15 protein-coding genes are annotated in these 14,958 nt (G+C 68.5%); 9 read left to right on the top strand and 6 right to left on the bottom strand.

Annotated elements, in window-relative coordinates:
- Window positions 1-494: 494 nt before the first annotated feature.
- Entirely contained in the window at window positions 495-917 is a 423-nt protein-coding gene (locus tag BBK82_RS36005; protein ID WP_154697701.1) for an ATP-binding protein, read from the bottom strand.
- Between the two features lie 262 nt (window positions 918-1,179).
- Between BBK82_RS36005 and BBK82_RS50930 the strand changes: the two genes are divergently transcribed.
- The 6 genes from BBK82_RS50930 to BBK82_RS35980 all read left to right on the top strand — a co-directional run bounded on the left by BBK82_RS50930 (window position 1,180) and on the right by BBK82_RS35980 (window position 4,880).
- Entirely contained in the window at window positions 1,180-1,395 is a 216-nt protein-coding gene (locus BBK82_RS50930; protein ID WP_154697700.1) for a hypothetical protein, read from the top strand.
- Between the two features lie 594 nt (window positions 1,396-1,989).
- Window positions 1,990-2,673 (top strand): response regulator transcription factor, encoded by a 684-nt coding sequence (locus BBK82_RS36000; RefSeq protein ID WP_065918946.1) that lies wholly within the window; start codon window positions 1,990-1,992, stop codon window positions 2,671-2,673.
- Window positions 2,670-4,046, top strand: a complete 1,377-nt coding sequence (locus BBK82_RS35995) for a sensor histidine kinase (RefSeq protein ID WP_065918945.1) — start codon at window positions 2,670-2,672, stop codon at window positions 4,044-4,046. The genes BBK82_RS36000 and BBK82_RS35995 overlap by 4 nt, the downstream gene beginning before the upstream one ends.
- The gene (locus tag BBK82_RS35990; RefSeq protein ID WP_065918944.1) at window positions 4,043-4,252 is read left to right on the top strand and encodes a hypothetical protein; all 210 of its coding nucleotides are present in this window, start codon (window positions 4,043-4,045) and stop codon (window positions 4,250-4,252) included. The genes BBK82_RS35995 and BBK82_RS35990 overlap by 4 nt, the downstream gene beginning before the upstream one ends.
- On the top strand, window positions 4,252-4,596 hold the full coding sequence (locus tag BBK82_RS35985; protein ID WP_065918943.1) for a YidH family protein: 345 nt from the start codon (window positions 4,252-4,254) through the stop codon (window positions 4,594-4,596). Before BBK82_RS35990 ends, BBK82_RS35985 begins: the two co-directional genes overlap by 1 nt.
- A complete protein-coding gene (locus tag BBK82_RS35980; RefSeq protein ID WP_065918942.1) occupies window positions 4,593-4,880 on the top strand; it encodes a DUF202 domain-containing protein in 288 nt (95 codons plus the stop codon). Before BBK82_RS35985 ends, BBK82_RS35980 begins: the two co-directional genes overlap by 4 nt.
- A 354-nt stretch (window positions 4,881-5,234) precedes the next feature.
- On the opposite strand, the gene nhaA is transcribed toward BBK82_RS35980, so the two are convergent.
- The 3 genes from nhaA to BBK82_RS35960 form a co-directional block, all read right to left on the bottom strand.
- Complete coding sequence (nhaA, locus tag BBK82_RS35970; RefSeq protein ID WP_065918940.1) at window positions 5,235-6,527, bottom strand: Na+/H+ antiporter NhaA; 1,293 nt, start codon at window positions 6,525-6,527, stop codon at window positions 5,235-5,237.
- Window positions 6,528-6,863: 336 nt separating this feature from the next.
- On the bottom strand, window positions 6,864-7,931 hold the full coding sequence (locus tag BBK82_RS54970) for an integrase core domain-containing protein (RefSeq protein WP_065918939.1): 1,068 nt from the start codon (window positions 7,929-7,931) through the stop codon (window positions 6,864-6,866).
- Between the two features lie 6 nt (window positions 7,932-7,937).
- Complete coding sequence (locus BBK82_RS35960) at window positions 7,938-8,294, bottom strand: hypothetical protein (RefSeq protein WP_154697699.1); 357 nt, start codon at window positions 8,292-8,294, stop codon at window positions 7,938-7,940.
- Between the two features lie 772 nt (window positions 8,295-9,066).
- On the opposite strand from BBK82_RS35960, the gene BBK82_RS35955 reads away from it, so the two are divergent.
- The 3 genes from BBK82_RS35955 to BBK82_RS35945 all read left to right on the top strand — a co-directional run bounded on the left by BBK82_RS35955 (window position 9,067) and on the right by BBK82_RS35945 (window position 12,424).
- Window positions 9,067-9,636 carry a QsdR family transcriptional regulator gene (locus tag BBK82_RS35955; protein ID WP_065918937.1) on the top strand — a complete coding sequence of 190 codons (570 nt, stop codon included), beginning with the start codon at window positions 9,067-9,069 and terminating at the stop codon, window positions 9,634-9,636.
- Between the two features lie 119 nt (window positions 9,637-9,755).
- Window positions 9,756-11,117, top strand: a complete 1,362-nt coding sequence (locus BBK82_RS35950; RefSeq protein ID WP_237047752.1) for an alpha/beta hydrolase domain-containing protein — start codon at window positions 9,756-9,758, stop codon at window positions 11,115-11,117.
- Complete coding sequence (locus BBK82_RS35945; protein ID WP_065918936.1) at window positions 11,114-12,424, top strand: alpha/beta hydrolase; 1,311 nt, start codon at window positions 11,114-11,116, stop codon at window positions 12,422-12,424. Before BBK82_RS35950 ends, BBK82_RS35945 begins: the two co-directional genes overlap by 4 nt.
- 33 nt (window positions 12,425-12,457) lie before the next feature.
- Here BBK82_RS35945 and BBK82_RS35940 read toward each other — a convergent pair whose 3' ends face one another.
- Both BBK82_RS35940 and BBK82_RS35935 read right to left on the bottom strand, forming a co-directional pair.
- On the bottom strand, window positions 12,458-12,742 hold the full coding sequence (locus BBK82_RS35940; protein ID WP_065918935.1) for a hypothetical protein: 285 nt from the start codon (window positions 12,740-12,742) through the stop codon (window positions 12,458-12,460).
- 837 nt (window positions 12,743-13,579) lie between these two features.
- Window positions 13,580-14,518, bottom strand: a complete 939-nt coding sequence (locus BBK82_RS35935) for a hypothetical protein (protein ID WP_065918934.1) — start codon at window positions 14,516-14,518, stop codon at window positions 13,580-13,582.
- Between the last annotated feature and the right edge of the window lie 440 nt (window positions 14,519-14,958).

The following is a 14,958-nucleotide window of genomic DNA, read 5'->3' as shown; positions in this document are numbered from 1 at the left end:
CCGGTGGGGAAGGTCAAGATGTCACCTATCGGTGCACCAGATCCCACGAGCGCCGATCAACGGTAGCGGCTACGCCCGCATGATGGAGAGCGGTCATGTTTTGACGGCAGCTTCCCTCGTCGTCGACCGCACACCCGGCAACGACACCTACACGCCTGGCCGACGACTCCTTCGACCGAAGCCTGGTGCAGAAACGCCTTTCGCATCAACACACCGAGCGTCCATGCACGGCACGCTCACCGGCAGCCACTGAAATTCCCCAGGGAGATCAGCGACCGGGGCTCACCGATGCGATCGCCTGCCTCGGCGCCATCGTGTCGGAGCGCTGCCGCCCTCCCGTGCCGGGTGGTCGACCGCGACAGCCCTTGCGGTTCAAACCGCCAGCCGAGCACGTCACCGGACGTGGCGCGCCGGCAGCCGGCTTGGCTTCCGCCACGGAGATCCCAGCTCGCTGCTCGCGCTCGCAAGTGCAGGGTTCTGCGGGCGCTCACGACCTACAGCACGCACGGCGCCTCTCGGCTGACTCCCACCGCGATCTGCTCGGCGGGTGAGGTCACTCCCAGGGCATCGAGTTCAGAGGTCCGGCACGCTGAGACCTCCGCCCACACGGTTTTGACGGCATCGCGCCGCCGGAAGCCCCACCTGGTTGACAGGCGGTTGACGATCAGCAGTCCCGCACCATCGGAATCCGTGTGGCCATGTCGCCCCAGTACCGGGAGGCGCATCGGGCTCCGGTCCTCGACCTCGACCCTGATCACACCAGACTCCCGCACCAGCTGCACGCACAAGCGACGTGGACCGCCGGCGTGGCGGTATGCGTTCTCCACCAGCTCAGTCATGATCAGCACGGCGTCGTGGACACGGTCCTCGTCCACCCCGCCGAGCGCGTTGCGAAGTCTGCACCGGTCATCGGCCACCGACGGACTGCCGTGGGACAGTTCGCGTTCAACGAGAACCTCCGCCGATCTACTCACGTAATACCCCTTGCCGAACCGGGTGACGGAGGCCCCAGGCCTCCCAGACTGTCGTTCCGAACTCTCGGATCGGCGGATTCACTCCAAACTTGCACATCAGTCATCGCACGACGTCCAGCACAGAGCTGATCATGTGATGAGGCGTGGGTACGACGCGATGATAAACCGACCGCAGGCCGACTCAGCGACGGCTAGACCGGGACCGGTGGAAGAACGGAAAAGAGCGTTGAAGCCGGAAGCGAGGATTGTGCAGCGCACCGCAGGAGCGACCGGGCAGCTCGTCGAACACGTGCTGTCGGTCGTGCGGTCCGGCATGGTCCGCCGCTGCGGAACTCGGAGCGTCGGCCAGGCGTACGACTCCGCCAACGACGCGACGCAAGAGGTGCACGTCGCGGTGACAAAGACCCGACACCTGCCGTGAACTGGGAAGATCAGTCCTGACGTTCCCGCGCTGAGCAGCGTCCGGCGTTCATCCCACCTGCGGGAGATGGTGCCCCCGCCGCCGACTTCGAGCGGAGAGGTATGTCCGACCCTGCCGAACGTCGGCCGGGGATTCGGCCGACGTTCGGCACGGTGAGGTTTGGTGCGGGCATCCGCTGCACGAGCTCGTGCCCGCACCGCCCAGCTTGCCCTACGAACCGTCTGGCGAACCTTACGAGGTCCTAACAGAATGCACGGGATGCCAGTGGCGGCGATTCGCTTCTCGGATCACGCCAGACCCTTTGTTGGGATTTCGCAAGGTTCGGCGCGCTACATTGTTCGGGTTCGTCCGCTCGCATTCGCTGTTGCTGCCCGCTCCGGCGACTCGGCGCGCCATCGGGAAGCCTGCCGGACGGCCACAGGGCGTGTGGGGCGGCGCAGGGCGGCTTCACACGCCCCACGCATCCGCTCAGATCAGCACCGCATCTCGACCTTGCGAAGTCCTCGCGACGGCTCGCCTGGACGTCCCCCCGAAGCCCTGTCATCGGAAGGCCGGTGGAAGGCTGCCCCTGCAAGGAAGCGAGGACACAGAGCAATGGACTATCGCGTGCTGCTCGTCGAGGACGACGAGCGCATCCGGCAGGCGCTCGGCTTGGCGTTGGGCGATGAGGGGTTCGACGTCGTCGAAGCGGGCTCGGGCGAGGAGGCGCTGCACCTGCTCGACACCGGCGTGTTCGACGTCGTGCTGCTGGACTTGATGTTGCCCGGCATGGACGGCCTGGTCGTCTGCAAAGCGCTGCGATCCCGCGCCGACCTGCGGATCATCATCATCACGGCTCGCACGGACACCTCTGACGTGATCGCCGGGCTGGAGGCAGGGGCCGACGACTACGTCACCAAACCACTCGTCGCGAGCGAGCTGGCAGCCCGGATCCGGGCCTTGCTGCGACGTCGCCGCAGTGATCTGCAGAGCGCCGTGTACCGCATCGGCGACATCGAGATCAGACCCGACGAGGGCGTCGCACAACGGGCCGGCGCCGACCTGCGCCTCACCAAGACGGAGTTCCGACTGTTCGCCGAGCTCGCCGTCGCGGAGGGACGGGTCGTGACGAGGGAACAGCTGTTGCGCCGCGTCTGGGGGTACGACTACTACGGTGACACGAGGCTGCTCGACGTCCACATCAGCAGGCTGCGCTGCAAGGTCGAGCGGGACCCCGACGCTCCCGAAGTGGTGATCACGGTTCGTGGCAGCGGTTACCGGGTGGAACGCAACCCGTGACCGTCCGCGGACGCTTGCAGCTTTCCTTGCGCTGGCGGGTCGCAGCCGCGTTCGGTCTCGGCTCGTTCCTGCTGTCCAGCGTGCTGGCGATGGCGACGTGGAACCTGTCCTCAGGCTATCTCCTGCGGCAACGGGAACAGAGCGCCGAGCGGCAGGCCGAGGTCAACGCCAAGGTGATCAGCGAGGAGTTGCGCCGCGGCGGTGAGGGCCTGGACAAGCTGCTCACCGGCCTCACGACAGGTCCGGACTCCACGATCTTGCTGTACCGCCCGGACGAGCTGCGCTCCAGCGGCCGCCAGATCGACCCTTCCACCCTCCCGCCGCGGCTGCTCGAGCTCACTCGTAACGGTGTCCCCGCGAGGCAGCGCCTTGTGGTCGACGGCATCCCGGTCATCGCTGTCACGCTGCCGATCACCGCCGACGTCCACTACCTCGAGCTGTCCCCCACTCTGCAGCTCGACCGCACGTTCCGGTTCCTCAGCGCCGTGCTCATCGCCGGCACCGTGGTCAGCGGACTGCTCGGTGTCGCACTAGGAGCGTGGGCCGCCAGACGGGCGCTGCGGCCACTGACCGAGCTCACCGCGGTGGCCCACCGCATCGCGGGAGGTGATCTCCGGTCGCGCATGCCAGAACGCGCGGACCCGGATCTCGCCCCGCTGGCACGGACGTTCAACACCACAGCCGACGAGCTCGAACAACGGGCTCTGCGCGACGCCAGGTTCGCGAGCGACGTCAGCCATGAACTGCGCTCTCCGCTGACCACGATGTTGAACGCCGCCGAGATACTGCGCCGCCGACGTGCGGAGATTCTCGGCACGGCGGGACGGGCGACCGACCTGCTCACGTCCGAAGTGGACAGGTTTGCGCGCATGGTCGTCGACCTGCTGGAGATCTCCCGATCAGACCAGCAGACCGACGAGCGCGCGCTGGAGCCAGTCGATCTCGGCGGACTCGTCCACCACGTGCTCGCCACGCGGTCCGATGTGATCGTTCCGGAGGTCGAGGTGAATTCCTCCGCGCCGCTGGTGATCGCCGATCGGCGTCGTCTCGACCGGGTGGTCAACAACCTGCTCGACAACGCCGAGCGCCACGCAGGCGGCGCGATTCGCGTGGCAGTCCTTCGCAACGACCGAAAGGTCCGCCTCGAGATCGACGACCGCGGTCCCGGTGTCCCGGCCGAGCTGCGTGAACGGATCTTCGAGCGGTTCGCACGCGGCACTCGGGCCGGCAGCAGGGGCACCGACTCCGGCAGCGGGCTGGGCCTTGCTCTCGTCGCGGAACACGTCCGTCGACACGGCGGTCGCGCATGGGTTCAGGACCGGCCCGGTGGCGGGGCGCGGTTCGTCGTCGAAATCCCGGAGGCCACCACATGAAGATCCGCACGCTGCCGGCCTTGTTGCTCGTGTGCATCACCACGGGATGCGGCGTGTCAGCGCAGGACGAGCCGGTTCTCATCACCTCCACGAACCCGGCTGAACCCACGCCTACCATCACGATCAAACCCACAACGGCGCCCACCACCACGTCGAGCGCACCGACACCGGCGACCACCGCCGCGCGCGACAGCCAGGAGAGGTGATGACGGCCCCACCACCGGACCACGAGCCCGACTACCGGTTCACGCTCGCCAACGAACGCACCTTCCTGGCCTGGATCCGCACGGCACTGGGACTGCTCGCCGCCGGTATCGCGGTACGCCAGTTCGTGCCGCCGTTCACCGTGACCGGAGCCACGTCCGTGCTTGCGCTGGCCTGCATCACCTTGGCCGCGACCGTGGCGGCCACCAGCTTCCCCCGGTGGCGCCGCGCACAGCAGGCCATGCGTGCCGGGGCCCCGCTGCCGACCAGCCCCATGGTCGCGGTGCTCGCAGCCGGAGTGTTGATGCTCGCCGTGCTCGCCGCAGTCCTGGTGATCGTCGGGTGAACCGCAACGCCGGTCTGCAACCGGAACGCACGGACCTGGCCTGGCATCGCACCGCGCTGGCCGCTGCCGCGTGCTCGCTGCTCTTCGTGGGTGCGGCGGCGCGACAGGGCTGGGGTCTGGCCACGCTGCCCGCCGTGTGCACTGCCACTCTGTCAGCGGTGCTGGTGCTACTCGGCCGCCGCGGACAGCTCGCCGCCCGTCCCCGAGTCCTGCTCCTGCTGGCCGGCCTGGCCAGCGGTGCGTGCGTGTCCGCGATCCCTCTCGTCGCCGCCGACGGAAGCTGAACCAGCGGCACGAGCACCAACAACGCGATCAGGACCGCGGGTCGCGCTGCCACCGACTCTCGGCCAGCATGTTGTCAGCGAGGGCAAGGAGCCAATCGCGCTCGTCGGGCGTTACGCGGCAGGCGCCGAGCAACAGAACCGCGGACTCCAGGATGTGGTGGTGACGGCACTCCCGGTCACGGTGGATCGGGCCACGCTTGCCGTGCGTATCGCACGCTCGGCGGACTGCGCGATCGGCCACAGCTCCTGGTGACCGGCTGCTACGGCTCGCTCGGACCGGCGTCCGAGATCCTGGCGACCATAGGTCAGCGGTACCGTGCTGCGCTGACTCAGGCCGGACAGGACAATGGCGTGTCAGACCTCGCGCTGGTGCACGTCGGGGATGCCGTCGTGGTCCGCATCGACAGACTCTTCCGCGCAAATCCTTCGATGGACCCGGTTGCGGGCCCGGAGGATGACGGCGGCGATCATGCCTGCGAGCAGGGAACCGACCAGGATCGCGATCTTGGCGTGCTCGTCGCTCTCACTGCCTGCGCCGAAGGCGAGGTCACCGATCAGCAATGACACCGTGAACCCGATGCCGCCCAGCAAAGCCAGTCCGATGACGTCGGTCCAGGTGAGGTCGTGGTCGAGTTCAGCTTTGGTGAACCGGGACACGAGGTAGGTCGCGCCGGTGATGCCGATGGTCTTGCCGAACACGAGCGCCAGCACGATGCCCAGCGCGACAGGGTCGACGAGCGAGGTGACCAGACCTCCGAAGCCGCCCACTGTGACACCGGCTGCGAAGAACGCGAACACCGGAACCACCACTGCGGCCGAGATCGGCCTGAATCGGTGCTCGAAGTGCTCAGCCAGACCTGGTCCGCTGCCTTTCTTGCGGATCACCGGAACGGCGAACCCGAGCAGCACACCGGCGACGGTGGCGTGAATCCCGGAGGCGTGTACCAGTGCCCAGGTCGTCGCCGCCAACGGGAGCAGCAGCCACCACGACCGCACCCTGCGCTGCACCAGCACCGTGAACACGGCCAGGGGCAGCAGCGCCAGCAGCAGCGGGCCGATCGAGAGGTCGCGGGTGTAGAAAACGGCGATGATCACGATGGCGAGCAGGTCGTCCACAACCGCCAGGGTGAGCAGGAAGGTGCGCAGTGCGGAGGGCAGGTGGTGGCCGATGACCGCGAGCACCGCCAGCGCGAACGCGATGTCGGTGGCGGTCGGGATCGCCCATCCGCCCAACGCGGCGGAGTCGCCGAGGTTGACCGCGGTGTAGATCAAGGCCGGTACGACGACCCCGCCGACGGCGGCGGCGACCGGGACCGCCGCACGGCGTGGGTCGCGTAGATCGCCCGCGACGAACTCGCGTTTGACCTCCAGGCCGGCGACGAAGAAGAAGATTGCCAGCAGTCCGTCCGCGGCCCAGGCCGACAGGGTGAGGTCCAGATGTAGTGCGGCCGGGCCGATCCGAACCTCGCGCAACGCCTCGTACGAGTCGGACCAGGGCGAATTGGCCCATACGAGTGCCAGGACAGCACCTGCAAGGAGCAGGACACCGCCCACGGTCTCCTTGCGGAGGATTTCCGCGATGCGCTGGGTCTCGGGCCATGACCCTCGATCCAGGAGCCGGACAGGGCGTGCGTTGCCCTCAGACATCAGACGCCGACCGGCGCGAGGTGAAAGCGGGAACAACGGTCACTGGTTCCTCCGGCTGTGTTTCGACTCGGCTCGCCGACCAGGCTTCCCGGCACACCACGAGGCAACCCTCCGACGGAACACCCCCATCAATCGTGACGCAGCACGATCGGGTCACCCGATCCGCCGCTCTTCCCACTTCAGAGGCACAAAGTGACCGAGACGCAGGCATACCGTCGCCGCGACCTGATCATCGACCAGCAGGTGTCACGGCGAGCAGTTCGAGGCGTGTTCGGGCAGGAGACCCGTCGAGAGGTGTGGGGTGCCAAACTCGAACTAACGTGCCTGACCTGCGGATCAAGCAGCTGCAGGTTCGTACTCGTTGATCAAGCCGCCAAGCACTCGCCGACGACGTACGGATCTACAACCTGGCCCTGCGATGGGGTAATCCGGTAGCGGCGGAGCATGGTTCCGCGCTCTGTGTGGCCGTCGGTGGTTGTAGTGGGAAACGTAGCGGTTCAGCACTGATGTCAGGTGATGCTCGTTGATGATGAGCAGCCGGTCTGTGAGCTCTCGCCTGACGGTGCCGACGAACCGCTCGGCGTAGCAGTTGGCCCGTGGACATCGCGGCGGAATCTTCACGATGTCGATGCCGGCGTCAGCGAGAACAGCATCGAACGACGCCGCGAACTGGCCCGCCCTGTCACGAACCAGGAATCGAAAGTTCGCACGATCGTCAAGCGTCATAAGGAGGCTGCGAGCCTGCTGAGTGGTCCACGGCCCGTCAGGGTTAGAGGTGGTCCCGAGGATATGGACGTAGCGGGTGCCGACCTCCATCACGAAGAACACGTACACCCGCTTCAACGTGACGACGCAGTCGACATGGAAGAAGTCACACGCCAGCATGCTCGCCGCCTGAGCACGCAGAAACCGCCGCCACGACATGTCGGAGTTCCGAATGGGCGAAGGGGGAATCCGAAGCCGCTTCAGCACACGGCGAACAGTCGACGCGGACGTCCGATGGCCGAGCTTGAACAGCTCGCCCTGGATCCGGCGGTAACCCCAGCCGGAGTTCTCCCGTGCCATCCGCTCGATCAACGCCACGACGGTCTCATCGATCCGCGGTCGCCCAGTCCGGTTCGGGTAAGTCCACTTCTTCGCGACCAACCGCCGATGCCACCGCAGCACGGTGCCCGGAGACATCAACCGGTGCTCTCGCAGCCACACTGGTAGCTGCCGCACCAACGCGGCCAGAACCGCACGATCAGCCCAATCCAACCGCGGACGGCGCATACCCCGACGCAACACCGTGACCTCATGCCGCAACACCAGCAACTCCACGTCCTTGGCCGCCGACGACCGGCCGAGCAGCGCCAGCCAGCCACCGAGCCGAACAAGGATGAGGTACAGCAGTCGCAGCGCCACGCACGATCATGCCGACCGAACGACAGTGCCCGACCACCGCAGCTCAACGCGTGTGTGCAGAATTCTGGCACCCCACAGGGTCTGCGGCAGCGGCCAGCAACGCCGCCGCTTCGGACGGTCCAGCCACGACCACCGCCGCGACACACCCACATCGAAGAACTCCGCGACGACAGAGCCGACACCCTCGATCAACTCAACCGACACGGCGCGCTGCCACGCACGCGACGTCTGCACATCCTGGAACGCGTTCGTCGACATCCGGCCGCAGAACGCAAAACGCACGCCAGGCACCTCAGACGGCGCCACTGGACGACGACATCCCGTCAACGCGGCAACCAGTTCGGCATTCGTCAACGTGGCCACGGTCAGCTCCCTCAGTCAAAACCGAGACCCAGCTGCCAAAGACATCGTGACGACATCCTGCCCATCTCCACCCGAACAGACCAAGAGCAAGCCACACCAGACATCAGGCCAACTCATCGTCACGGCAAGCCAACTCAGATGTCACCTCCTCGTGCAGCAGACCCCAACCGACCGCTGTACCTTGTGAGTCGTTCGAGCTGACCACCGCCTGAAGCCACAGTCCCCAGCTACACACTGAGCTGTACAGCCGCGTAGAACCTCGGTCGCCAATCTCACAGTCAATCGATATCATTAGAATCACCCATTTCCTCCCTTCTGTTATCTGGGGCGCCAAGGTTCCGGCCTCGACCGGCTTCGCATGCCGTCGCGCAGTGTTCACGTCGTTGAGTGGCTCGTCGACGCGCACCACGGAGCGGACGTAGTGCCGTGGCGGGTTTCGAACTTCGGCGGCGACCACCGCCGTATGCGACGGTTGTGGTTGACTTTAGTCAACACTGAAACTACAGAGTAGACAATTCCTGCGCTGGATGCTGCGCGAACGCGTTGGTCACAACACCAGCCGCGAGCAGAGTCGACGAACGTCGAGAGCGGCATGCGGCGGTCACCTTCGATCGCCACGGCGCCGCCACCGCGCACCTGGGCCCGCCCGGCACTCGGGAAGTGACGTGACGCACACCCCGGCGGCACCGGTCCGGGTCTCGCGGGCAGACCCGCAGGGCGACGATGATGCGGGTGGCCGGACGGGCGGGCCGGCGGAGGCGAGGGGCTGCGAGTGGGGTCGATCGGCGCCCGGCGGGTGGTGAGCCAGGACCAGGTGCTGCGCGGCGCGTGCCGGTTCTTCCTGCGGCACGGCCGGGTCGAGATGGACGCGCTGGCGGCGAGCCTGGCCATCAGCCGGGCGACCCTCTACCGGGTCGTGCACAGCCGCGACGGGCTGCTCGCCGACGTGCTGTGGGTGCTCGCGGACCGGCTGCTGGCCCGTGCCCGGCAGGAGCGCACGAACGTCGGCGTCGAGGGCGTCCTGGAGGTCACCCGGCGGTTCGTGGCCGACCTGCGCGCGGCCGGCCCGTTCCGGGCGTTCCTGCGCAGCGAGCCCGACACGGCCACCAGGGTGCTGTTCAACACCGCCGGCGGGGTGCACCGGCGAGCGGTGTCGGCGCAGAAGGAGATCCTGCTCGAAGTGGACGGCGGGCCGTGGTCGGCGGCGGCCCTGGACCAGGTCGCATTCCTGTACGTGCGGATCGTGGAGTCCGCCCTCTACGCCGAACTGCTCAGCGGCGCGCCGCTCGACCCGGCCCTGGCCGAAACCGCCGCCCGCACGGTGCTGCTGCAGCACCGCTGACCCGACCACCGCAGCGTGCTGCGACGGCGGTCTCACGATGGCGCCGCGTTCTGGTGCCGGTCGTCCGGGCCTGGCTACGGTCGGTTCCGCACCCATCCCCCATCGCTGTGGGAGCCGGTATGTCCCCTTCCCCCTGGCGTCGCCTCGGTCTGGTCGCGGCCGTGCTCGGCCTGCTGGTCCCGACGTCCGCCCCCGCCTCCGCCTCCGCGCCCGCCGGTCCGGCGCCGCGGGTCGTCGGCCCGTTGCCCGGGACCGTGCCGGGTGACCGGCTGGCCGACCGGATCGAGGACACCTACCCGTTCTTCTCCACGTCCGACGACCTCGCCGCCGCCGGTTACGTCGAGCAGGAATTCCACGTCTCCGGCGCGGCCGACGGCTGGGCCGGCAACGGCACGAAGGTCGCCACCGGTGTGCCGTACGCGACCCGGGTCGTCGTGCGGCGGCCCGCGCACGCCCGCGACTTCAACGGAACCGCCCTGGTCGAGTGGCAGAACGTCACCGCCGGGTACGACCTGGACGCGTTGTGGAACGCCGAGTCCGTCGTCCGCGCGGGCTACGCCTGGGTCGGTGTGTCGGCGCAACGGGTCGGGGTGGACCAGCTCCGCGCGTGGAGCCCCGCGCGCTACGGCGGGCTGGACGTGACCGGCGGCGGTCGGTTCACCGCCGACGAGCTGTCCTACGACGTGTTCACCCAGGCCGGCCGCGCCGTCGAGTCGGGTGCGGTCACGGGCGGCCTGCGGCCCCGGACCGTGCTGGCCATCGGCGCCTCGCAGTCGGCGGCCCGGATGACCGTGCTGTACGACCGGGTCCTGCCGCAGCAGCAGCCGGTGTTCGACGGTTACGGCTTCGTCGTCGGCACGGCGCCGACGCGGGCCGGCGCGGAACCCGTCCTCCAGGTGCAGTCGGAGACCGACGTGCGCAGCGCGACCCGTCCCGCCGACACCGACCGGTTCCGCCGCTGGGAGGTCGCTGGCGCGGCCCACTCCGGCTACGAGGGCCAGGCCTACCGCGTGCCGATCTCCGAACGCGACCTCGGCGGCGCACCGCAGTACGACTGCGACCGGCCGCCGTTCAGCCGGGTGCCGATGCACCACGTCACCGCTGCGGCCTACGACCACCTGCGCCGGTGGGTCGAGCGGGGCACGCCGCCGCCGACCGCGCGCCCGTTGGAGTTCGAGCCGGACGGCGTCACCAAGAAGCGCGACGCGCTGGGCCTCGCGCTGGGCGGCATCCGGTTGTCGCAGGTGACCGCACCCAGGGCGCTGAACACCGGCGACAACACCGGTGAGACGTTCTGCCGCCTGTTCGGCACGCACGTGCCGTTCGACGCGGCGACGTTGGCCCGGCTCTACCCGCACCGCGGGGACTACCTGCACCAGGTGGTGACCGCCGACGTCGCCAACGTGCACGCGGGCTACCTGCTGCCGGCCGACGCGCGGCAGAACCTCGCCGACGCCCTGGCCGTTGGAGGTCGGCGATGAAGGTCCCGTTGCTCGCGCTCGTCGTGGCCCTCGCGTCCACGGTCGCGGCCGTGCCCGCCGGCGCCGAACCGCTCACCCCGATCGTCTTCGTGCACGGCCAGCAGGGGTCGGCGCAGCAGTGGCAGTCCAACGCCAAGCGGTTCTCCGGCAACGGCTACCCGGACGCGCTGCTGCACGCCTACGAGTACGACACGAGCATCCCGACCAACGACCGCGCCGTCGCCGACCTCGAAGCGTTCATCGCCGCCGTCCGCGCCCGGATGCGGGCGGCCAAGGTGGACGTGATCGCGCACTCGCGCGGCACGACGGTCATGCACAGCTACCTGTCGTCGCCCGAACGGGCCGCGTCGGTGCGCAAGTACGTCAACGTCGATGGGCGCTCCAGCGCCGCACCGCCGGGCGGCGTGCCGACGTTGGCGCTGTGGGGCAGCCTGCAGCCCAACGGGTCCATCGGCGGCGCGACCAACGTTCACCTGACGACGCTGGGCCACACCGAGACCACCACGTCGGCCGACGGTTTCGCCCACATGCACCGGTTCCTGCGCGGTCGGCCCGCGTTGACGACCCGGGTGCTGCCCGAACCGCCCGGCCTGGTCCGGATCGCGGGCCGGGCGACGTACTACCCGCAGAACGAGGGGCTGGCCGGACTGCTCCAGGTGTGGGAGCTCGACCCGCTCACCGGCGCGCGGCGCGGCGAACCGCGGCACAGCGCCCGGACCGGCGCGGACGGCTCGTTCGGCCCGCTGCCCGTCAACGGCCGCGCGCACCACGAGCTGGTGGTGCTGCGTGAGGGTCAGGTGCCGCACCACTTCTACTTCGAGCCGTTCGAGCGCAGCGACCGGTTCGTGCGGTTGCAGGTGTCGCGTCCCGGCGGCATCACCGACCACATCGACCGGTGTCCGACGCACAGCGCGCTCACCGTCATCCGCAACCGCGAGTGGTGGTCCGACCAGCCCGACAGCGACCGGCTGGAGCTCAACGGGGTCAACGTCCTCACCGCCGACGTCTCGCCGCGGCTGCGCCAGGTGATCGCCGCGTTCGCGTTCGACGACAACTGCGACCTGGCCTCGACGCCGGGTGCCGCGCTGCCGCCGTTCGCCGCGCTGCCGTTCCTGACGGGCGTGGACGCCTACCTGCCGACGCGGCCGGAGGGCACGATCCGGGTCACCCAGACGGCGCGCGGCACCGGTGGCGGGTCGCGCACGATCGCGGTGCCGAACCGGCCGTCGGACGCGCACGCGGTCACCGTGCAGTTCAAGGATTACCTCGACGTCGGAACCGGAGGACCCCGCGCAACGTCCCCCTGAGCGGAGAAGGGGGTTCGTGTGGCCGAACGGTTGTCAGGGTCTGGCGAAGTCGTCCACCCGGTCGGCGCGGATCTGGTCGGCGCTGGGGTCGAACCCGCCCGACACGTACCCGCTGACCGTCTGGAACCACGGCGGCGAGTTGCTGAACGCCTCCCAGGTGTCAACCCTGTCCTTGATCCGGTCGATCCACCACCGCTGGTTCGCGTCGGCGTCCCAGTCCCAGTGCTCCGGGTTGTCCGGATCCCACCAGTCCACGTCCTCGCGGGTGGTGCCTTCCGGCGCGCGCCAGAAGCCCTCCATCGTCGCGCCGACCTTCATGTAGTCCTTGCGGACGTCCGGCGCGTTCCCGCCGCCGATGCACCCAAACAGACCAAAAGCAAGCCACGCCAGACATCAGGCCAGCTCATCGTCACGGAAAGCCAACTCAGATGTCACCCAACGGTGCTGCAGACCCCCCCCGGTCCATTTCGGGTAAGTCCACTTCTTAGCGACCAGGCGTCGATGCCACCGCAGCACGGTACCCGGAGCCACCAACCCGTGGTCCCGCAACCAGACAGGCAACCGCTGCACCAACGCGGCCCGCACCGCGCGATCAGCCCAATTCAACCGAGGACGGCGCTGACCTCGACGCAACACCGCGACTCATGCCGCAACACCAACAACTCGACGTCCTTAGCCGCCGAGGACCGGCCAAGCAGAACCAGCCAGCCACTAAGCCGAACAAGGATGAGGTACAGCAGTCGCAGTGCCACGCCCTCGATCACGCCTGCAGGACGACAGAACCTGATCACAGCAGCCCAGCGTGTGACTGCAAAGTTCTGACACCCACAGGCCACCGACTCCTGCTGCCCGACACCCCGCACGGCCACCACCTTGCGCGCGGCTGCTCCTCCAAAGGGCGCTCACCACCTCGTACCGCTGCGCGGGCATCTGCGCGGCTTGCTTCCAGGTGGCGTCGTCGGTGTGGTTGATCAGCCCGTGGTGCAACCGGCTCGCCACCGCGTACGCCTCCGCCTGCCGGTAGGGCTCGGTCGAGCGGAGATCCGGCTCCACTTCGGTCAGGTAGCACCGCAACAAGGGCTTGGCTGTTCGGCCCAACCCCACCGAGACAGCGAGAGGCCCCGCTCGGCGAGCGGGGCCTGCGCAACCGAAGGCTCAGCCGACCGGCGGGGACATCGTGAACCAGTTGAAGCCCTCGACCAGCGGCTTGTTCTGGTCGGCGTACGCCGTGCCGGACAGCTCCCAGCGCTCGACCGAGCGGTATGTGCCGGGCTGCAGGCTCTCGTCGGCCGGCGTCGCCTCATCGTCCTTGACGGGCAGGTACTCGTAGACCGACCGGCGCGTCAACGTCACGGCCAACGTCTCGTAGGCGGACTGCGTGTCGAGGTAGCCCGGCTTGCCGTGGTCGGCCGCCTCGGCCGGGTCGGCCAGCCGCAGCTGCACGAAGTCACCGCCGAAGGAACCCTTGGCCGACACCACCGTGACGAGGTGCCCGCCGTCGCGCTTCAGGCTGTTCTGCGGACCGGCGACGTAGCGGCCGTACCACATCTGCACCGGGCCCTGGCTGAGCTTCTTGGCCAGGTCACCCGCGAAGTCCGGGCCTGCGGTGGTGCTGATCCCGCCGGTCGCCGTGGACCACCCGGCGTCCCGGGCGGGCTTGGTGGCGATGTTCCACGCGGTGCGCAGGTTGCCCGAGTAGGTGCCGTCCTCGACGCTCCACTTGGAATCCGTGGCGATCCGGCCGATCGAGTTGGTGACAATGCCGTAGTCGGCCGGGTTCCTGGGGTCGAGGTTGCGGACCTTGGTGGTGAGCCAGCCGACCGGTGCCTGCTTCTCGTGCCCCCAGTAGTGCAGCACGTTGTAGAGCGACGACGGACCGCAGTGGGTGCCGCCGTTGGCCGCGAAGCCGGCGCGGTACTGGTCGACGTCGCTGACACCGCACTGCTTGACCTCGAAGTCGGGGCCGGTGATGTCGGCGAGCTTCACGCACGGCGGCGGCGTGCCGATGATCGGGTCGGCGGCGGCGAGGCCGGGCAGGGCGACGGAGCTGACGGCGGCGGTGGCGATGGTGGCGATGACGACCTTGCGCAACATGGGATTCCTGCCTCCTGTGAAATGGGCCATCTCCCGTGGCCCTTCGATGGGAGAAGCTTGATCTGCGCAGACGTCGATGGCATGAGGGTCGACCCCTCAACTTCGGCCGCGAAAAAGATGGGTGTATCAGGCCTACCCCCACCCGACTCCGACACAGTCAGGCAAAAGCCCTCGCGCGGCACGAGATGCTCGTGCGCGGGGCCGATCAGCGCGAGCAGCATCGGGAAGCAAAGCGCCTGACCGGTGGGACATCGCGGTCGGTTGGGCGAATCTCGCCAGTACCGACCGGTGGTTCGGTGGTGTGGTGGAACGTTGGAGGCTCCAGTCTTGGGGATGATCGGGGAGGTGGCCCGCGTGGCGATGCCCGAGCCGACCGGGCCCGACTATCCCTGGCCTTGCGCGTGCCGAGAACTACGTCCATCCAGGTTAAGCCGCATGGC

Origin of the sequence: Lentzea guizhouensis, from assembly GCF_001701025.1 — a bacterium.
Taxonomy (GTDB): Bacteria; Actinomycetota; Actinomycetes; order Mycobacteriales; family Pseudonocardiaceae; genus Lentzea; species Lentzea guizhouensis.
This window is presented reverse-complemented; position numbering and strand designations above follow the sequence as displayed.